At 57.0% G+C, this 18917-nt stretch carries 21 protein-coding genes; 13 read left to right on the top strand and 8 right to left on the bottom strand.

Annotated elements, in window-relative coordinates:
* Position 1 precedes the first annotated feature (1 nt).
* Complete coding sequence (locus RUM8411_RS19335) at positions 2 to 598, bottom strand: LysE family translocator (protein WP_085824369.1); 597 nt, start codon at positions 596 to 598, stop codon at positions 2 to 4.
* A 73-nt stretch (positions 599 to 671) separates the two neighbouring features.
* Between RUM8411_RS19335 and RUM8411_RS19340 the strand changes: the two genes are divergently transcribed.
* Together RUM8411_RS19340 and RUM8411_RS19345 are read left to right on the top strand one after the other, a co-directional pair.
* Positions 672 to 1124: an Lrp/AsnC family transcriptional regulator gene (locus RUM8411_RS19340; protein ID WP_085824370.1), complete on the top strand. Its 453-nt coding sequence runs from the start codon at positions 672 to 674 to the stop codon at positions 1122 to 1124.
* A gap of 118 nt (positions 1125 to 1242) precedes the next feature.
* Positions 1243 to 1818 (top strand): PA14 domain-containing protein, encoded by a 576-nt coding sequence (locus RUM8411_RS19345; RefSeq protein ID WP_085824371.1) that lies wholly within the window; start codon positions 1243 to 1245, stop codon positions 1816 to 1818.
* A gap of 34 nt (positions 1819 to 1852) precedes the next feature.
* On the opposite strand, the gene RUM8411_RS19350 is transcribed toward RUM8411_RS19345, so the two are convergent.
* Entirely contained in the window at positions 1853 to 2812 is a 960-nt protein-coding gene (locus RUM8411_RS19350; RefSeq protein ID WP_085824372.1) for an L-malyl-CoA/beta-methylmalyl-CoA lyase, read from the bottom strand.
* Between the two features lie 295 nt (positions 2813 to 3107).
* On the opposite strand from RUM8411_RS19350, the gene dgcN reads away from it, so the two are divergent.
* The 3 genes from dgcN to RUM8411_RS19365 are packed head-to-tail and all read left to right on the top strand — an operon-like array spanning position 3108 to position 6000.
* Entirely contained in the window at positions 3108 to 4109 is a 1002-nt protein-coding gene (dgcN, locus tag RUM8411_RS19355; protein ID WP_085824373.1) for an N-acetyltransferase DgcN, read from the top strand.
* A 53-nt stretch (positions 4110 to 4162) separates the two neighbouring features.
* Positions 4163 to 5128: an N-acetyl-D-Glu racemase DgcA gene (gene dgcA / locus RUM8411_RS19360; RefSeq protein ID WP_085824495.1), complete on the top strand. Its 966-nt coding sequence runs from the start codon at positions 4163 to 4165 to the stop codon at positions 5126 to 5128.
* Positions 5129 to 5139: 11 nt separating this feature from the next.
* Positions 5140 to 6000, top strand: coding sequence for a D-amino-acid transaminase (locus RUM8411_RS19365; protein ID WP_085824374.1), 861 nt, complete (start codon positions 5140 to 5142; stop codon positions 5998 to 6000).
* Positions 6001 to 6045: 45 nt separating this feature from the next.
* Here the strand turns inward: RUM8411_RS19365 and RUM8411_RS19370 are convergent, their stop codons facing one another.
* From RUM8411_RS19370 to RUM8411_RS19380, 3 genes are all read right to left on the bottom strand, one after another.
* Positions 6046 to 6360, bottom strand: coding sequence for a DUF1244 domain-containing protein (locus tag RUM8411_RS19370; RefSeq protein ID WP_085824375.1), 315 nt, complete (start codon positions 6358 to 6360; stop codon positions 6046 to 6048).
* Positions 6361 to 6453: 93 nt separating this feature from the next.
* The gene (locus RUM8411_RS19375) at positions 6454 to 6693 is read right to left on the bottom strand and encodes a DUF6868 family protein (RefSeq protein WP_085824376.1); all 240 of its coding nucleotides are present in this window, start codon (positions 6691 to 6693) and stop codon (positions 6454 to 6456) included.
* A 91-nt stretch (positions 6694 to 6784) separates the two neighbouring features.
* Complete coding sequence (locus RUM8411_RS19380) at positions 6785 to 7522, bottom strand: N-formylglutamate amidohydrolase (RefSeq protein ID WP_085824377.1); 738 nt, start codon at positions 7520 to 7522, stop codon at positions 6785 to 6787.
* 118 nt (positions 7523 to 7640) lie between these two features.
* Between RUM8411_RS19380 and pyk the strand changes: the two genes are divergently transcribed.
* Positions 7641 to 9086, top strand: coding sequence for a pyruvate kinase (gene pyk, locus RUM8411_RS19385; protein WP_085824378.1), 1446 nt, complete (start codon positions 7641 to 7643; stop codon positions 9084 to 9086).
* Here pyk and RUM8411_RS19390 read toward each other — a convergent pair whose 3' ends face one another.
* Positions 9087 to 9560 carry an Lrp/AsnC ligand binding domain-containing protein gene (locus RUM8411_RS19390; protein ID WP_085824379.1) on the bottom strand — a complete coding sequence of 158 codons (474 nt, stop codon included), beginning with the start codon at positions 9558 to 9560 and terminating at the stop codon, positions 9087 to 9089.
* 188 nt (positions 9561 to 9748) lie between these two features.
* Between RUM8411_RS19390 and RUM8411_RS19395 the strand changes: the two genes are divergently transcribed.
* The 4 genes from RUM8411_RS19395 to rplT all read left to right on the top strand — a co-directional run bounded on the left by RUM8411_RS19395 (position 9749) and on the right by rplT (position 12517).
* A complete protein-coding gene (locus RUM8411_RS19395; RefSeq protein ID WP_085824380.1) occupies positions 9749 to 10186 on the top strand; it encodes a universal stress protein in 438 nt (145 codons plus the stop codon).
* A gap of 14 nt (positions 10187 to 10200) precedes the next feature.
* Entirely contained in the window at positions 10201 to 11754 is a 1554-nt protein-coding gene (locus RUM8411_RS19400; RefSeq protein ID WP_085824381.1) for an alanine/glycine:cation symporter family protein, read from the top strand.
* Positions 11755 to 11936: 182 nt separating this feature from the next.
* The gene (gene rpmI, locus RUM8411_RS19405; RefSeq protein ID WP_010443552.1) at positions 11937 to 12137 is read left to right on the top strand and encodes a 50S ribosomal protein L35; all 201 of its coding nucleotides are present in this window, start codon (positions 11937 to 11939) and stop codon (positions 12135 to 12137) included.
* A 14-nt stretch (positions 12138 to 12151) separates the two neighbouring features.
* Complete coding sequence (gene rplT, locus RUM8411_RS19410; protein WP_074737047.1) at positions 12152 to 12517, top strand: 50S ribosomal protein L20; 366 nt, start codon at positions 12152 to 12154, stop codon at positions 12515 to 12517.
* 71 nt (positions 12518 to 12588) lie between these two features.
* Here rplT and RUM8411_RS19415 read toward each other — a convergent pair whose 3' ends face one another.
* A complete protein-coding gene (locus RUM8411_RS19415) occupies positions 12589 to 13359 on the bottom strand; it encodes a hypothetical protein (RefSeq protein ID WP_085824382.1) in 771 nt (256 codons plus the stop codon).
* A gap of 306 nt (positions 13360 to 13665) precedes the next feature.
* Between RUM8411_RS19415 and RUM8411_RS23320 the strand changes: the two genes are divergently transcribed.
* From RUM8411_RS23320 to RUM8411_RS19430, 3 genes are all read left to right on the top strand, one after another.
* Complete coding sequence (locus tag RUM8411_RS23320; RefSeq protein ID WP_085824383.1) at positions 13666 to 14349, top strand: sulfotransferase family 2 domain-containing protein; 684 nt, start codon at positions 13666 to 13668, stop codon at positions 14347 to 14349.
* A gap of 223 nt (positions 14350 to 14572) precedes the next feature.
* Positions 14573 to 15598, top strand: coding sequence for an AraC family transcriptional regulator (locus tag RUM8411_RS19425; RefSeq protein ID WP_085824384.1), 1026 nt, complete (start codon positions 14573 to 14575; stop codon positions 15596 to 15598).
* A gap of 305 nt (positions 15599 to 15903) precedes the next feature.
* Positions 15904 to 18120, top strand: coding sequence for an aminotransferase class III-fold pyridoxal phosphate-dependent enzyme (locus RUM8411_RS19430; protein ID WP_200818611.1), 2217 nt, complete (start codon positions 15904 to 15906; stop codon positions 18118 to 18120).
* 219 nt (positions 18121 to 18339) lie between these two features.
* Here the strand turns inward: RUM8411_RS19430 and RUM8411_RS19435 are convergent, their stop codons facing one another.
* The gene (locus tag RUM8411_RS19435; RefSeq protein ID WP_085824385.1) at positions 18340 to 18801 is read right to left on the bottom strand and encodes a hypothetical protein; all 462 of its coding nucleotides are present in this window, start codon (positions 18799 to 18801) and stop codon (positions 18340 to 18342) included.
* Positions 18802 to 18917 lie beyond the last annotated feature (116 nt).

An 18917-nucleotide genomic window follows, 5' to 3' on the forward strand; every position in this document is an offset into this window, starting at 1 on the left:
CTCAGCTCGGCCACAAAACCGGGTAAAGCGAGGCCACCAGCAACGCAGCCATGGTCCAGTTAAAGAAGAACAATCGGCGCGGGTTCGTCAGAATCCGTGCCATCTGTTGTCCTAGAATGGTCCAGACGCTGACCGAGGGCAGATTAACCGCCCCAAAGATCAGAGCGACGATCATTATGGCCGTCAGCGTATGGTCCGGCGTATAGGCGGTAGTGGCCGTCAGGGCCATAGCCCAGGCCTTTGGGTTGACCCATTGAAACGCAGCGGCCTGCAAGAAGGTCATGGGGGTGCCAGTCGTCGCATCTTCTTTTGCCGGGGCGGCGTGGGCAATCTTCCAGGCGAGATACAGCAAATAGACGACCGATGCGATTTTCAGCCCTAAATAGCTGACCGGGTAAGTCTCAAAAACCTGTACCAATCCCGCACCCACCAGCAGCACCATGAATGTAAACCCCAGGCCGATCCCCAGCATGTGCGGGATCGTGCGGCGAAATCCGAAATTCGCCCCGGATGCCATCAGCATCAGATTATTCGGCCCCGGCGTGATCGACGAGACGAAAGCAAAAGTGATCAAGGCCAGCAGGATATCGTAGGTCATGGCACGTATAATTGCATTGCAAAGGCCAAATGAAATTGCGTTTTGATGCAAGACTTTCTAGTAACCACAATTAATGACGAAAATTGATCAAATAAACAGCCTAATATTGCGTGAGCTGTCGCGCGATGGCCGTATCAGCAATCTGGATCTGGCGGACCGCGTCGGTCTTTCGCCGTCCGCCTGTCTGCGCCGGGTGCAGGAGTTGGAGCGTACGGGCGTGATCTCGGGCTACCGGGCGGTGCTGAACCCGACCGCGCTGGGCGTCGGGTTTGTCGCCTATGTCGGCGTTGGGCTGGGTGAGCACACAAAAGCTGCGCAGGAAGGGTTCGAACGCGCCCTGCAACACGCGCCAGAGGTGGTCGAGTGTCACAACATCACCGGCACTCTGGAATACCTGCTGCGTGTGGAATGCACCGACCTGCCGTCCTACAAGACCTTTCACACCGAGGTGCTGGGAACGCTGCGACATGTGACGTCGATCACGTCGTATGTGGTGATGGGCTCGCCCAAGGATATGCGGGCCTGAAGGTGGAAATGTGATCTTTAACTGTCTTGCAGGGTGAAAATTCACGTCCTACTGTCACCTGAATGGCCTGACCAAAATGGAGAATAACTCCAAAGGGGCCAAACTCAGGGAGAAGACCATGACATTTGTTCGGACCGGAGCGCTTGCCGCAGCCATGGCGTTGATCGCCGGGGTGGCTATGTCCGCACCGCTAAAACTGCAACCCGCCAGCCCGCAACCTAGCCCCAAGGCGGGTCTGGATGTGAAATATGTTGGAAACGGAACGCAGCGCAAGATCCGGGACCTCGGCCAAGCCAAACAGATGCTGTCCAAGGCAAAGCCCGGGCAACCCTTGCGTGGATTGGACTACAGGGACACGAACAAAGGTGAAAAAGTGCTGACGTTCAGCGACCCCTATAATGTAGCGGCTGAGATTACAGGCTACATGCGGTTCGATTCGCCGGGTGTCTACGAGCTTGAGACTTGGTCGAATGACGGCATCGAAGCATGGGTCGGCGGACAGCAAATCGGCTATGTAAGGGGTATTCAGGGGTGCGAAGCTAATCAACTGACCGAAGTCGAAGTGCCGAAGGCCGGATGGTATCCGCTAAAGATCATCTATTTCCAGAAACTCGGAACGTCCTGCCTGATGATGAAGTCGGGCAAGCAGGGTGAAAGGATCACCTGGACACCAAACGAAGTGTTCGGCCGGTAGCAAAAGGCGCTCTATCGAGCGCCTTTTTCAATGTTCACCCGCGGGCAATCAGCTCGGCTTGCGCCACAATCACTTCGGCCTGTTTGATCGACGCGATATCGACTAGGCGGCCTTTGTAGACAGTTGCGCCTTCGCCATTGGCTTTTGCCTGTTCCATCGCGGCAAGTATCTCGCGCGCTTCGGTCACGGCCTCATCCGATGGCGTAAAGACCTGATTGGCCAGCGCGATCTGCTTGGGGTGGATTGCCCATTTGCCGACCATGCCCAGCGTCGCCGAGCGTTTGGCCTGTGCGATGTACCCGTCATCATCCGAGAAATCGCCAAATGGTCCGTCCACTGGCAATACGCCATGGGTGCGGCAGGCGGCAACGATGGCGGCTTGCGCCCAGTGCCACGGATCGGACCAGTGCTTTTCGCCTTCGCGCAGCATGTAATAGTTTTCCTGCGTACCGCCGATCCCGGTCGTCTGCATCCCCATCGAGGCGGCGAAATCCGCAGCCCCCAGGCTCATGGCCTGCATACGGGGCGACGAGGCCGCGATCGCTTCGACATGGGCGATGCCGGCTGCGGATTCGATGATGACCTCAAACGAAACCGGTTTGGTACGGCCCTTGGCGCGTTCGATAGCGGTGACCAGCGCATCCACGGCATAAACATCCTCGGCGCAGCCCACCTTGGGGATCATGATCTGATCCAGGCGGTCGCCCGCCTGTTCCAGCAGGTCAACAACGTCGCGGTACCAATAGGGCGTATCCAGCCCGTTGATGCGGACCGACATGTATTTGCTGCCCCAATCGACGGTGTTCAGGGCTTCGATCACGTTGGCGCGGGCGGCGTCCTTGTCCGACGGCGCCACCGAATCCTCAAGATCAAGATTGATCACATCGGCGGCGGATGCGGCCATTTTGGGGAACAGCTTGGTGTTTGATCCTGGCCCGAACAGCTGACAACGGTTGGGGCGCGCGGGGGCGGCGGGTTGAATGCGAAAGCTCATCTGGACCTCGTGCGAGAAAGGAAATTGCGATTTTCTTGCCTCATGGGGTATTAAATTGCGCGGGGCTTCGCAAGCACCTTTGTGCAGTCGCGGCAATGCAATCGCAGCATTTGCGACGGCACCCTGTGTGCCCGGTGATTAAAGTTTGGACGGTTTAAAAACTTGGAAGATAATTGCGCCCATCTGCAGGTTGACGCGAAATTTTCCCACAGGTCAGTTTGCCGCCGGGTGAAAACGCGAAACACTCGTCAGGCACGTCCCATAGCCTGCATCAGAATCAAAGGAGTGCACCGCAATGATCGAGACACCATATCTGCTGTTTTTGGGTGATGCGCCCGACCAATTGGCGGCCAAGGTTGCCATCGGTATCCGCGACTGGCGTCCGGAGAATGCCGTGGGTCAATACCGGATGGATGGCTGCAAGGCCGATCTCGGCCTGAAGGACCTGTCGCTTGCCGAGGCAAAAGCTGCCGGGGCAAAGACGCTGGTCATTGGTGTTGCCAACCGTGGCGGCGTCATCAGCGCTGCGTGGAAAGAGGTTCTGATCGAGGCGCTTGAGATGGGCTATGATCTGGCCTCGGGTTTGCACAATCTGCTGCGGGACGAAGGCGATCTGGTCGCTGCCGCGCAAACCCATGGTGGCACCTTGCATGACGTTCGGGTGCCAACCGATGGCTACCCCATCGCCAACGGCAAAAAACGCAGCGGCAAGCGGTGCCTGGCGGTTGGGACCGATTGCTCGGCCGGCAAAATGTATACCGCGATGTCAATGGATGCCGAAATGCGCAAGCGCGGGATGAAATCAACCTTCCGCGCCACAGGCCAGACCGGCATTCTGATCACCGGGCAGGGCGTGCCGCTGGATGCGGTTGTGGCGGATTTCATGGCCGGTTCGGTTGAGTATCTGACACCCGATAACGACGCAGATCACTGGGATCACATCGAAGGGCAGGGCTCGCTGTTTCACATCTCGTATTCCGGTGTGACCATGGCACTGGTCCATGGCGGCCAGCCCGATGCCCTGATCTTGTGTCACGAACCCACCCGCACCCATATGCGCGGCCTGCCAGAATACGCGCTGCCCACGTTGGAACGGTTGCGGGATACGGCGCTGCCGCTGGCGCGGGTTGCGAACCCCGATTGTCAGGTTGCCGGTGTGTCGATCAACACACAGCACCTAAGCGAGGACGAGGCGCGTGCCTATATCGCCAAGGTCGAGGCGGATATGGGCATTCCGGCAACCGACCCCTACCGTTTTGGAGCGGGCAAACTGGTGGAAGGGCTGGCTGCTCTGTGATCTAAGCGGGCTGCTGTTGGCAAACCGAATGTGGCAAATGAAAGGGTGTGCGCGTGCAGATTGAGGTCTCTCGTGATGTGTTCCGGCTGGCTCAGGTCTTTACGATCTCGCGCGGGTCAAGAACCGAGGCAAAGGTTCTGACTGTTCGGATTTCGGACGGGGCGCATCAGGGCTGGGGTGAATGCGTGCCTTACGCCAGATATGATGAAACGCTGGAATCGGTTGAGGCTGAGATTGCCGGTTTGCCCGCCAGTTTTGGCCGCGCTGAGTTGATGACCCTGTTGCCTGCCGGGGCCGCGCGGAACGCAGTCGATTGTGCGTTGTGGGATCTGGAGTGCAAGCGCACTGGCAAGCGGGCCTGGGAGCTGGCCGGGCTACCGACGCCGGGGCCGGAAATCACCGCCTACACCCTGTCATTGGACACGCCTGAGGCGATGCAGACACAGGCAGCTACAAACGCGCACCGCCCGTTGTTGAAGATCAAATTGGGCACACCAGATGATATGCCCCGGCTTGAGGCCGTGCGTGCAGGCGCGCCCAATGCCACGATCATCGTGGACGCAAATGAGGGCTGGTCAGCCGACGTATACGCCGATCTGGCCCCGCATCTGGTGCGGCTGGGTGTGGCGCTGGTCGAACAGCCTTTGCCTGCCGGGGACGATGACGCGCTGATCGGAATGGACCGTCCGGTGCCGGTTTGCGCGGACGAATCCTGCCACGACCGCACCAGCCTGCCCGCGATAAAGGACAAGTATGATGTGGTCAACATCAAGCTCGACAAGACCGGCGGTTTGACCGAAGCGCTGGCGCTGCGCGAACAGGCGCTGACTGACGGCTACAGGGTGATGGTCGGTTGCATGCTCGGCAGCTCTCTGGCAATGGCGCCTGCGACACTGCTGGCGCAGGGTGTAATGGTAACGGACCTTGACGGCCCGCTTCTGTTGGCCGAAGACCGCGACACCCCGCTGATATTTGATGACGCCGGAGTGCACCCGCCTGTGGCGGCACTTTGGGGCTGAGGAGACAAGACATGACCCGCACCGTTTATGTGAATGGCGATTACCTGCCTGAAACCGAGGCCAAGGTTTCGATCTTTGATCGCGGCTTCCTGATGGCGGACGCCGTTTACGAGGTCACCAGTGTTCTGGACGGCAAGCTGATTGATTTCGAAGGCCATGCCGTGCGCCTGAAACGCTCGCTGTCCGAATTGCAGATGGCCGAGCCCTGCAGCAAGGATGAGCTGCTGGAAATTCACCGCAAATTGGTCGAGCTGAACGGAATCGAAGAAGGTCTGATTTATCTACAGGTCTCGCGCGGCAGTGATGGCGACCGGGATTTCGCCTTTCCGTCTGAAGACACCAAGCCGACCATCGTTTTGTTTACCCAGAACAAGCCGGGTCTGGCCGATAGCCCTGCGTCTAAGAAAGGTGCCAAGATCATCTCGATCGACGATATCCGATGGGGGCGTCGCGATATCAAGACAACCCAGTTGCTGTACCCGTCGTTGGGCAAGATGATGGCCAAGGCCGCCGGGTGTGATGACGCCTGGATGGTTGAGGATGGCTATGTCACCGAAGGCACCAGCAATAATGCCTATTTCGTCAAAGGCGGCAAGATCGTCACGCGCCCGCTGTCCACCGACATCCTGCACGGGATCACCCGCAAGGCAGTTCTGCGCATGGCAGCCGAGGCGCAGATGGTGGTGGAAGAACGCCTGTTCACAGTTGATGAGGCCAAGGAAGCGGACGAAGCCTTTACCACCTCGGCCAGTGCTTTCGTGATGCCCGTGGTTGAGATTGACGGGGTCACTCTGGGTGATGGCACGCCGGGCCCGATCGCCAAGCGCCTGCGCGAGATTTATCTGGACGAAAGCCGCAAAGCCGCGGTCTGAACCAAAAGGCCCGCCGAATGAGCGGGCCTTTTTACTGTCCGGGCTTCAGCCTTTTTTGCCGACGTTTTCTTCGAAGGCGACCTCGAACGCGGCTTGTTTGGCAGGGCTGGCCTCTGTCTGGTAGTTGGCTTTCCACTCATCCATGGTCATGCCGTAAAACACCTGACGGGCCTCATCCTTGCCCATCTCGATTCCCTTTTCACTGGCCGCTTCCTGATACCAGCGCGACAGGCAGTTGCGGCAGAATCCGGCCAGATTCATCATGTCGATGTTCTGAACGTCCGTCCGATCCTCCATCAGGTGCTTTTGCAACCGACGGAACGCGGCGGCCTGAAGTTCGATTTCGGTGTGTTTGTCCATGATCGGGCTCCGGATGGGTTTGTGGCGTGCTGTGTCTGACCTAGCAAGCCAACGCCCGCGTTACAATAAACTGGTCATGGTCGAAGCCCGCAATTACATCAGTTTCAGCGCCAACCAAGGTATGATGCAGAATATGAGCGTCAGGATTTTGTAGTTGGCAAGATAGCGAAAATACGCGCGCCTCACTTCGGGCGGCTCCATCTGAAACATCCGCCCGTGAACAGTTACGGCCCACTCCTGTAACAGGACAATCATCAATGTGCTGAACAGTAAAACCGCGATGTTCAGCACGGCCATCCAGCCAAAAAGGGTTGTCAGAAGCTCTTGTGTCATGGTCGCCTCCTTACCCCTTAAATATGGGTATCAAAGCGTGGCCTCACAATGACGTGAGGTCGAAATGTCGCGCGGCATTCTGGCGGTTACGTTACAGCGCGCTGTTGGACAGGGCATCGCGCAGGATAACCGCCAAACGTTCCGCCCAGTCACGCTGTCCTGCGTGATCCGCGATCAGGTCGTTGCGCAATTCGATCAGTGCATTGGGGCGGCCATGCGCGGTACAGTGCCGGTCAATCGCATCGCCGGGCAGGACGCCCGTGTAAGGCTGGTTCACGCCAACGCAGAGATCCTCCTCTGCCTGTAGGCGGTCAATCAGCGGGTCTGAGAAGCGTTCATCCGGGGTGTGCAGAACGCCCACATGCCACGGGCGCGGCTCCCGGCCGCGCAATTGGCGGGTGAAGGAGTGCATCGACACGATCACCGCGTGGGGCAGGCCGGCCATACGCTCCAGCGCCTGATGATAGGGCCGATAGCACATGTTCAGACGCCGTTCGCGTTCAACCGCGTCAGCGTGGCGATTGCCGGGAATGATCGAGCCGTCATAGAGTTTCATCAGCAGGGTCGGGTCGTCCTCGCCCCGGTTCGGGTCGATCACAAGCCGCGAGAAATTGGCAGCGATCACAGGCGCATCCAGAATCTCACCCAGATGCTTGGAGACTTCATAGGCCCCAACATCATAGGCGATGTGACGTTCCATATCCTCACGCGGCAGACCAAGATCGCCCCCATTGATATCCGGTGGCACCGTATTGGTCGCGTGGTCACATGTGATCAGCCAGCGGGACGGGCGATCCGCGCCGTGGATAAAAAACGGAGAATACGTCATGAGCCTGTCATCTTGTTTGTCGCAGGTGTAGGGCAGTTGCTTCGGAAAGGGAATTGCGCAATAAGCGGCCTAACGCAGTGTTTGCGGTAACATCTGGGACGTTAGGAGAGTAAAACCAATGCGGCGCCTGAGAAATGTAAAAATCGTGGCGACGCTGGGACCGGCGTCCAATGACTATGACACCATCCGCGCGCTGCATGAGGCCGGGGCCGACGTGTTTCGCCTGAACATGAGCCATGGCAGCCATGAGGAAATTCGTGAACGACACCGGATCATCCGGCAGGTGGAAAAGGACCTGGACAGCCCGATTGCGATTCTGGCCGACCTTCAGGGCCCGAAGTTGCGCGTTGGTGTATTCGCCAATGACGCGGAAGAGCTGGAAGAGGGCGCTGTGTTTCGGCTGGACCTTGATCCCGCACCGGGGGATGCGGGTCGCGTGTGCCTGCCGCACCCTGAGATTTTTGCAGCGCTGGAACCCGGTGCACGCCTGTTGGTCAACGACGGCAAGATCCGCCTGACCGTTCAGGATTGCGGACAGAATTATGCCAATTGCACCGTCGAAGTGGGCGGTGTGATATCGAACCGCAAAGGCGTGAACGTTCCGGACGTGCTGCTGCCGCTGGCTGCGCTGTCAGAAAAGGATCGGAACGATCTGGAATTTGTGTGTCAATTGGGCGTCGATTGGCTGGCGCTCAGCTTTGTGCAGCGGGCCAAGGACGTGTATGAGGCCCGCGCGCTGGCTGACGGCCGTGCCTCGATCCTGTCCAAGATCGAAAAACCGGCTGCAGTTGAGGCATTTGACGATATCCTTGATGCGTCTGACGGGGTCATGGTCGCCCGCGGTGATCTGGGTGTTGAATTGCCTGTTTCAGCTGTGCCGCCGATCCAGAAACGACTGGTCCGCAAATGCCGTGGGGCCGCCAAACCGGTGATCGTGGCGACGCAGATGCTGGAAAGCATGATCGAAAGCCCGATGCCCACGCGGGCCGAAGTCTCGGACGTGGCCACCGCGATCTATGAGGGAACGGACGCCATCATGCTCAGCGCCGAGTCGGCGGCCGGTTCGTATCCGATCGAAGCGGTGCAGACCATGAACAAGGTCGCCATCGAGGTTGAAGCCGACCCGACGTATACGCAAATCATTGCCGCGTCTCGCAGCGCCAAAGGTACAACCGTGGCTGACGGCATCGTGGCCGCCGCCCGCGAAATTGCCGAAAAAACCGAGATCAAGGCGATTTGTTGTTTCACGCAAAGCGGCACAACAGCCGCTTTGACGGCTCGTGAACGGCCCGGCGTGCCAATCATCGCGATGACGTCTCAGATGGGCACCGCGCGCCGCTTGTGTCTGAGCTGGGGATGCAACTGCGTCATGACACCCGAACTGGAGCGGTTCAAAAGCGCCGTTGTCAACGCCGCCCGCGCTGCACGGGCAGGGGGTTTTGCCACCGAAGTCGACCAGATTGTCGTGACCGCAGGTGTGCCTTTCAACGTTCCCGGGACAACGAATATTCTGCGTGTCGCGCCCTGTGACGAACGGCTGATCTACAGCACTGATCCCGAATAATCAGTCGCGCCTTGTTTTCATTCCGACCGGTTCCTTCACGGTTTCCATCACGGTAAAGGAACTGGTCTGGTGGATCCCGGGCAGTCTGTTGATCTTTTCGCCCAGTACCATCCTGAAATGCGCTATGTCCCGGGTGCGGACCGTCAGCAGATAATCAAACGATCCGGCCACCATCAAACAGTTTTCGATTTCAGGGACGTCTCGCACGGCCTCGTTGAATCTGTCCAACGATTGTTCCGCCGTTGCGGTCAGTGACACCTGTACAACCGTCAAATGACCCAGACCCAACCGCTCTTTGTTCAGAACCGCGCTATAGCCGATGATATGTCCGCTTTTTTCAAGGCGTTTTACACGCTCGGAACAGGGTGTGTTGGTCAGGTTTACGCGCGCGGCAAGCTCTACAATGGGCAGGCGGCCATTGGCCTCAAGCTCTTGCAGGATGCGTTGATCGATCTTGTCCAAATCTCTGCCCATTAGGTAATTTACCTGCATTTCTGGTGTAGAACGAGATATTTAACTGAATATAGACCAAAAAAATCCCCATTTCCTAGTGATTATTCCTAATACTGACTTTGGGGCAGTCTTTAATTCAAGTTCCAGGTTCCGGCTGCCCTGCCGGGGGCACGGGCCCCGGTCAAATGTAAAAAAAATGGAGGAACGAGATGACAACGAAAATTGTCATAGGACTGGACGGGACAGCAACCGGAGAACGCGCAATCGCCTTTGCCAAAGACCTGGCAGAGCGGATCGGAACTTGCGAGTTGTTGGTGGCTTACGTCATTGAATGGTCCCCTTATACTTTTCAAACGCCAGAAGAAAATGCGGCGCGGCACAAGCGGCGCGAAGAAGAGATCGAGCTTGCGACAACGCGGGTCGTTTCTCCTGCGGTTGATGCGCTTAAGGCGGCTGGGTTCAACGCAACTGGCATAGTGCGGCATGGTGATGTGGCTGAAACGCTGAACTCGGTCACGGTTGAAAACGGCGGCGCGCAGATTGTGGTTGGCCGCTCATCCGCGGACGGCCTGAAAAAGCGTATTTTCGGCAGCGCAACGCAGAACCTTGTGATGCACGCCGATGTGCCGGTCACGGTTGTGAATTGATGGGAGGCAGTAGAATGAAATCACTATCTAAACTGGGCCTGGCTGGCACAGCCGCAGCCCTGCTTGCCAACCCTGTCGCAGCACAAGAGGCGCCCGGGCTGGACGAAAAAATCAATCAGGCCTTTGCCGATCTGACCGGGCCGTTTGTCAGCTTTATCTTTGCGCCGCTTCCGGGAACGAGTTTTCCCTGGATCGTGATGTGGCTGGTGATCGCCGCGTCGGTCTTTACCCTGTATTTCGCCTTTGTGCAGATGCGGTTTTTCAGCCATGCGATCAGCCTGGTCAAAGGCGATTATTCTGACCCCAATGACGCGGGTGAGGTTAGCCACTTTCAGGCGTTGGCCACGGCGCTTTCGGGCACCGTTGGTCTGGGCAACATTGCTGGTGTGGCGGTGGCCGTCGGTATCGGTGGGCCGGGCGCGACATTCTGGATGATCCTTGCCGGGTTACTTGGGATGGCGTCGAAATTCACCGAATGTACGTTGGGTGTTAAGTATCGAAACGAATACGAAGACGGCACGGTTTCGGGCGGTCCGATGTATTACATGTCCAAGGGGTTCAGCGAACTGGGCTTGCCGGGCGGCAAGATCCTGGCGGTCCTGTTCTCGATCTTTTGTATTCTGGGTGCGCTGGGCGGGGGCAATATGTTCCAGGCCAATCAGGCGCATCAGCAGATTGCGGGCATCGTTGGCGACTTTCCGGGCTGGATCACCGGGCTGGTGTTTGCGGTTGTGGTGTTCATGGTCATTGTCGGTGGCCTGAAATCCATCGCACGTGTGACGGAAAAGGTCGTGCCTTTCATGGGTATCCTTTATGTTCTGGCGGCGCTGGTCATCATCATCATGAACGCGGACATGATCGGCTGGGCCTTTGGTCAGATCTTTGCCGGTGCCTTCACCGGTCTGGGTGTCGCAGGCGGCATGGTCGGAGCCCTGATCCAGGGCTTCAAACGGGCGGCGTTCTCGAATGAGGCCGGCGTTGGTTCTGCGGCAATTGCCCACTCGGCAGTGCGCACCAAAGAGCCGATCACAGAAGGGTTTGTATCCCTGCTGGAACCGTTCATCGACACGGTGGTGATCTGTACCATGACCGCACTGGTCATTATTATCACCCAGCAGCTGATCATCGACCCGGATACCGGAAACTACATGCTGAACGAGGCTGGCAGTGCCATCGCCACCGTTGATGGCAACTCGGGCGTCAGCCTGACTTCTGCGGCCTTTGGCAGCGCCTTCAGCTGGTTCCCGTATGTTCTTGCGATCGCGGTGATCCTGTTTGCCTTCTCAACCATGATCAGCTGGTCCTACTATGGCCTCAAGGCCTGGACCTATCTGTTTGGGGAAGGTCACACCAAGGAACTGGTGTTCAAGATCATCTTCTGCATTTTCGTGGTTATCGGTGCTGCGGCCAATCTTGGTCCGGTCATCGACTTCTCGGATGCGGCGATCTTTGCGATGGCGGTTGTGAACGTCTTTGCGCTCTACTTCCTGATGAAGGTGGTTCGGCAAGAGCTTGCATCTTATAGCGAGCGTCTGAAAAGCGGTGAAATCCGCAAATTCGGCCACTAAATGACATCACCGGGGCGGCGCAGGTCGCCCCGGTGCCTGACCATCCTGCGAAATGCGCAGATTCTGGTCAAAACCCCCTTGCCAGCATGACCGAACTTGCGTAAACGGCGCTTCTAATCGCGTGACCGGCCAATGTGGCATGCCGAGTCGCGTTTAGTACCGAACCCCGAAAGGAGACGGAAATGCCTAAGATGAAGACAAAGTCGAGCGCCAAAAAGCGCTTTAAGGTGACTGCGACCGGTAAGGTCCTTGCTGGTCAGGCCGGCAAACGTCACGGCATGATCAAGCGGACCAAAAAGTTCATCCGCGACGCCCGTGGCAACACCACCCTGTCCGCCCCCGACGCCAAGATCGTCAAGGGCTATATGCCCTACGACCGATAAGAGGAGATTAAGATATGTCCCGCGTTAAAGGTGGAACCGTAACTCACGCCCGTCACAAGAAGGTCATCAAGGCCGCCAAAGGTTACTATGGCCGCCGCAAGAGCACCTTCAAGGTTGCCCGTCAGGCCGTCGATAAGGCCAACCAATACGCAACCCGCGACCGCAAGAACCGCAAGCGCAACTTCCGCGCGCTGTGGATCCAGCGGATCAATGCGGCTGTGCGTTCGCATGACGAGGCTCTGACATATTCTCGCTTCATCAACGGCCTGACATTGGCTGGTATCGAAGTGGACCGCAAAGTTCTGGCCGATCTGGCCGTGCACGAACCGGAAGCGTTCGGCGCGATCGTCGCCCAGGCTCAGGCTGCTCTGACTGCCTGATCCTCTGCAAAGAGACAGTGAATGAAGGGCCGTTCCGGAAGGAGCGGCCTTTTTCGTTGCTGACGTTCTTTCTAGGGGGTGGGAACAGTCTTGGTGCTTTGGACTGCTTTTGCCAATGCACGTGAAAACATGTCCTCGACCAGCGCGGACTGTCGCAGGTGGACATCCCCGCCACCCACACAATACTCGGGTTTCGAGAGGCCGGGATTGTCCTCTGATCCCGTCACATCGCGCAGATCAAAATAGGGCAACCCAAGCGCCCGTGATTTTTCTTTCAGACCAGAGGAGAGTTCGGCATTGATATCCCAATGCCTCTGGATCGTGATGCCCAGTTCATCTGCTCTGCGCGTGAACTGGCCGCGGGGTGCCTGCAGACGCGTGCGTATCCGACGGTGCAGCATTTTTCGCAAGTCTTTGGGGTCTTGTATCGTGGCGGTGTTCAGCCCCTTGATCACGATGGCCCGGTTTCCCGCAACTTCTTTGCACGCCTCAAGATATCGCTTTTGCGCTTCCAACTTTGCTGTGATGGCGTCCGCAAGCCGGATGTTGTCCCGAAACGCCACGAAATAGCAGCTGAGTTCTGCATCAACCTGTCCAAATCCGAAACAGATCGCGGCCGGGTCAAGACGCTTGATCGCCCGTGCCGCGCGGGAATAAGAGGATTTCCGGTCGTTCTTGGGATAAAACCCGGCGGCGGTAGCGCCTTTGATGCTAATGACATTTGCCGTGTCGAACCCGTTCACTGCAGTGACGCTAACCCGCGCATACCGGAAATCCCCCCCATCCGGTTTCTGGCCGATCAGTCGGGCATGCGAGTCACCAACACACAGAAGCGTTTTCATTTCTTGTCCCGTTACGAATGCTTGAACACGGTTATATTTCTTCGTTCGCCCGTCAAGTTCGAAGGGTGCAACTTCAGTTGTTGCCCATCAAAATGACAACCCAGTTTATAATGATCTTCCCGGCTGTGTCAGAAAACAACACCGTTTGCCTGCGACGACGAACGGGGATGGTATCGCAGGGCTTTCTTGCTAATAGTCACGTCACCAAAACCGGGTACAAAAAGGTCTTATGGTGTCTTGGCAACTTTATCTGCCCAAGCATCTGAGCTGGGCGAAGAAGTCTGAACACGTTTGAGCAGGTGAAACATGGTTGCCATCAGCAACAAGTACAAATTTGTTTTTCTAAAGTCCCGGAAGACCGCTGGAACAAGTATCGAGCGCGCCTTGTTTCCGTTTTGCACGAAACTGGATGACGATCTTCCCCTTGAGCTTTCAGACAGCCATTACGGGGAAGGGGTCGCTCGGGGTCCGGCCCCTGAAGGTTGGAGGCCACACATCCCCGCCGCACGTGTCCGCCGGCGGTTAGGGCAGGAAAAATGGGATTCGTATTTTCGGTTCACAGCGGTTCGAAACCCGTTTGATCGTGTTGTGTCACATTTTTTCTGGCTGCGCCGAGAGGATGAGATCATCCAATCGGACAGTTTTGACGACGTCCGGACCGCGTTCCGGCGATTTTGTGTGCGGCCCCGTTATGCAACTGACGCGGACATTGTCATGATTGACGATAAATTCGTTGCGCAGGATGCCATCAGGTATGAATGCCTTGCCGACGACCTTGCGCGAATGGCCCAGAAACTAGGCTTTGAAAAAGCTATGGATCCCTTGCCTGAATTCAACAAGGGCATACGCAAATGGGGTGATATCCCGGTCGCTGAATTCTATGACGACGCGTCCATTGAGGCGGTAAAACGCGCGATGGGTTGGGTGTTCGACAATTTTGACTATTCCGAAGATCCCCGAGACACACGTATTCCGGAGTTAAAAACCTAAAGCCGACCTGTGTTTGCACCACGATCCGTTTGCGAGAAACCGTAAAGGAAGGGCATTCGAAAAGAGCGGTCTTAATTGTCATTGGTCGCCAGACGTGGATTTGGAAAGCAATGATCACAAATCGACGGCTTCTGCGATGCGGGTAAATGATGGGTTCCGATTTCATCACAAAGTCAGCAGCCGCTGACTTTGACTTCACCCCGGAAATACGCATCATCACGAAATGATGCCAACTAACCTTTCTACGCGCTCGCGCGACGAACATCCCGTACACTACCTGGTTGTGGCACTTCATAAGCTCGGGGTATCGGAGGGTGATATTTGCGAGCGGCTGCAGCTCGACAAGACGCGGCTGTTTGATCCTGATGCGGTGTCTTCTGCAGAAAACTATCTGAATTTGTTTGAATGGGCGGCGCGGCAGCTCGGCGATGCGTCACTCGGCCTGCATATAACAGAAGTTGCCGAGCCGCGGCAGTTCGGGCTCTTGGGCTATCTGGTCGACAATGCGGCGACAGTGCGGGACATGTGTTTGTTTCTGGATCACTATTACCAAACATTCACTGGCTATTTTGACCTCACATTCTCGATGAATGGCGGGATGTGTTCATTTCGGTATTTGGCCGATTCCTTTCCCGGCAATGAAACCCGCCAGGACGTGGACTTGACGCTTGGCACGCTCGTTCGGGCTTTCCGCAAGAAATTGGGGCCAGACTGGCGACCAAAGTCCTGCAGCTTCACCTTTCCAAAGCCCCAAGATCTGACGGCATATAGACGGATTTTCGGTGCCGATATCAGGTTCGATCAGACAGAGAACCGATTGACCTTTGCTGCAAGCACTCTCAGGCAAGAAATTCATGGATCGGACCCCGGACTTCTCGTTATTTTGCGCAATCAGGCGGATGCTATCTTGGCGCAGCCTTGGTGCGACCAGAGTTTGGCGCGCAAAGTGCGTTTGATCCTGTCATCACGGATTGGCCAGGCCGAAATGCGCGCGGAGCTGATGGCGGAACATTTAAATATGTCCGCCACAAACCTCCGGCGGCGGTTGAACGACGAAGAAACCTCTTTCCGACGCCTGCGCCTGGACGTTCTTCAAGCGGCGGCACGCGAGGCGCTGGAACTAACGGATAAATCCGTGTCAGAAATTTCCGAGGACCTTGGGTATGCGGAAATCAGTGCCTTCAACCGTGCCTTCAAGCGAGAGGAAGGGATCAGTCCGCTCCAGTTCCGAAAACGTGCGATAAGCTGATATTTTCACTTTCGGTCCTGGAAGCTAAGCTTTTTATGCAGGCACACTGATCGAAAATGTCAAAAACGCGAACGCAACTGGCAAGGCGGGTGCCTCCGTTGCGTGTCATTGTCCAGCCATAGATGAGCTGGTGGGAAACGCGCTGTCTGCCCCAGCAAACATCACAATCAGGATCGCGCCCAAGGTGGGAGGCACTTCACGCGCTGTGCGCGTAGGTGAAGCCGTGGGCGCGCATCGAAGCGGTGCAGAGATTGCGGCAGATCAGTTCAAACCGATGGTGCGACACGAAACGTGGAGGAATTCTAATGACTGACAAGAGAAACGCAGCGGCTGAAATGTCCGGTGATAACACCAGGTCACATGTTCTTGACCTCAACTACAAACATCTCATTCCGCATCGTCTCGATACGTTCCGCAAGGCTGGCGTAGATATCCTGATCGGTGAGCGAGAGGGCTATGGATTCAAGGACGTCAACGGCAAGGAATACCTCGATTTTCACCTAAATGGCGGCACCTATAACTTCGGCCACCGCCATCCGGAATTCATCGCCGCGCTGCAGCAGGGTCTGGAAAAATATGACCTGGGGAATCACCATTTCCCCAGCGGTCCCCGTGCCGAGCTTGCCGAGGCACTAGTCGCCGCGGCACCAGGCGACATGCCGTACGTATCCTACGCTTCGGGCGGATCTGAGGCTGTGGACCTTGCCATCAAAGTGGCGCGGCAGACGACCGGTCGACGCGCCATCGTGGCCTTTGACTGCGCTTATCATGGGCGCTCGGGCCTGTCCGGTGCCGCTGGTGATGCAAGCACTGCAGAATACTTCCTTAGCGATAATCCGGAAGTTTTCCTAAAGGTTCCGTTCAACGATCTCGACGCGTTAGAGCGGGTGCAATCCACCGGCCAAGTCGCGGCGGCACTGATTGAAACCATCCCCGCCACTGCCGGTTTCATGCCGCCCGATCCCGGCTATCTGCCAGGCGTGGCCGAGCTGTGCCGGAAATACGGTACACTTTACATTGCCGACGAAGTGCAGACCGGCTTGATGCGCACAGGTAAGCTGTGGGGCAGCCAGACCTTTGGGATCGAACCGGATCTGCTGGTCACTGGCAAAGGTCTGAGCGGCGGCATTTACCCCTCGGCTGCGCTGCTGATGGCGGATCGCTGCAGCACCTACCTTAAGGAATTTGGTTGGGGCCATCTTTCGACCTTTGGCGGGTCCGAACTGGGCTGTTTGGTCGGCCAAAAGGTTATCGAGATGGCCCAACGCCCCGAGGTGTCCGAAAACGTGGCTAATTTGTCGGCCTATTTCGAAACCTCTCTGGCCGAGTTGCAGTCGCGCCATCCGCATCTGGAAACTGTGCATCAGACCGGGTTGGTGATCGGGCTCAAGACCTCTTATGCCGATGGCGGCGTCATTTTGATGAAAGAGCTTGTTGAACGCGGCGTTTGGGCGATTTTTGCAGGTTTCGACATGTCGGCGCTGCAGTTCAAACCCGGTGTGCTGCTGGATATGGAGACCGCGAAGAAGGGCATGGAACGTCTGGACGATGCCCTTTCCGCTATGAAGGACCTGCCGGTGCCAAAAGCCGAAGCGCGTCCCAAAACGGCAATTGCAGCTTCGGTTCCCAAGATCGACGTCTCGGATGAAGTGACCAAAGACATGGAGCGGGCAGTTGACGCCCATCTGCGCGACCAGGAGTTTCATCCGCTCAAAACCCTTGGTCAGGGCGAAATCTGCGTCACGGTGGCGTTCCCCGATGATAACCCCGTTGCGGCATTCAAACGCCTACCGCCGTTTCCGAGCCGCGCGCATGCCGAAGCGTACCTAGAAACGGTCAACGACTATATCTCTAAACTGAGAGAGGCAGGGTGTCCGGTCGTGCCCACCGAGGGCCGCATCACCGAGACCGCTCAGGGCGGCGTCGCGCTCTACCTTTGCCAGCCGATGGCAAAAAAGGAGCAATTGGTTTCGAATGTCCTGCACGCGGCCACGCCGGACGCCGACCACCCGGTGCTGAATGCCGTTCTGGAAACCACAAAGAACGCGATCAATCCACAGCTTGGTATTGATGCTCAGGTGTCGAATTGGGTCTGGCTCGACGGGAAAGTCATGCAAATTGATGTTTCAACACCGATGATGCGCACGGCGGCTGGGAAGGAATTGTTGGACCTTGATATCGTTTTGCAACCCTATCCGGCAATAATGCGCCCCTTTTTACGCCGGTTCGTGGCCCCCGAGTTGTTGAAATCTTACTACGATCTGCGTGAAAACTGCATCGATTTGCTCGGCAATTTGAACCGTGAGGGCATGCCACAGTGGATTGAACCTGCGCTGATTGCGTCGAACCGTTTGCTGCCGGCCGACGCACAGATCACCCGGGAAGAGGTGGACGAGGCCTATAAAAAGGACGCGGGGTCCTATGAGTTCATCTATCGGCTGAAACTGGTCAACGCGTGGTGGATGCGGAATGTCCGCAGAACGGTCTATCCGTTCATCCTGTCAAAGCCTGAAAAGCGTTGACCTAGCCTTGAGAACACCCGTCGCCAGTTCAGCCCCAACAGAAGGGCTGCTTCGGCGGTGTTGAGGAAAATGCAGCAATGCTGCCGTTCACCCTGTTACCATGAACGGCAGTTATTGCCCGCCGACCGGACGTAAGACAAAGTATCTTAATCAATCACCAGAGAAAACCCGGGTGCGCTTGGTGTCGGCCCTCGTTACGCGCGAAACGCGCTTGCTGGCCTATTTGTTCTTGTCCTTTTTTACCAACTGCGCCGCAAAGGCAACGCCGGTGCCTGGACCGGCATAGGTGACCATAAGCACGTCATCCACATAGACCCCGTTGAATATCCCCGAAGAGACGTCGTCACCGGATATCCCAGCCTCGGCCAGAACAAAACGGGTTGGGTCGTCCAGTGAGAATGTGCCCATTGCCTCTTCGACGATCCAGTCCTTGTCGCCAATCCGACGCCAGCGGTTGGTGGCGGTGATCAGGTTGCCGTCCAGCTTGGTGATCTCCAGCTCCATTTCGGTCTGCAGCAGGCCCTTGTCGTGGTTTGGGTTCGATTTCGCGAAAGCCACCAGATAGGTGCCGGTCCAGGTGCCGACGATCTGAGGGAAACCGCTGCCGTCCTCGGCGCTGACGGGGGTCGCAAAGGCAATAACAATTGCAGCGGCGAGGCTGCGCGCAAATTTGAATAGCATGAACCAATCTCCTGCGTGGGGTAATTGCAGGCTATCCGAGTTCACAGATTTGGCAAACCGATGTGTGACCGAAAAAAACCGGCGCAGGACGCGCCGGTTTTTGATGTCTCGATTGG

The organism is Ruegeria meonggei, from assembly GCF_900172215.1.
Lineage (GTDB): Bacteria > Pseudomonadota > Alphaproteobacteria > Rhodobacterales > Rhodobacteraceae > Ruegeria > Ruegeria meonggei.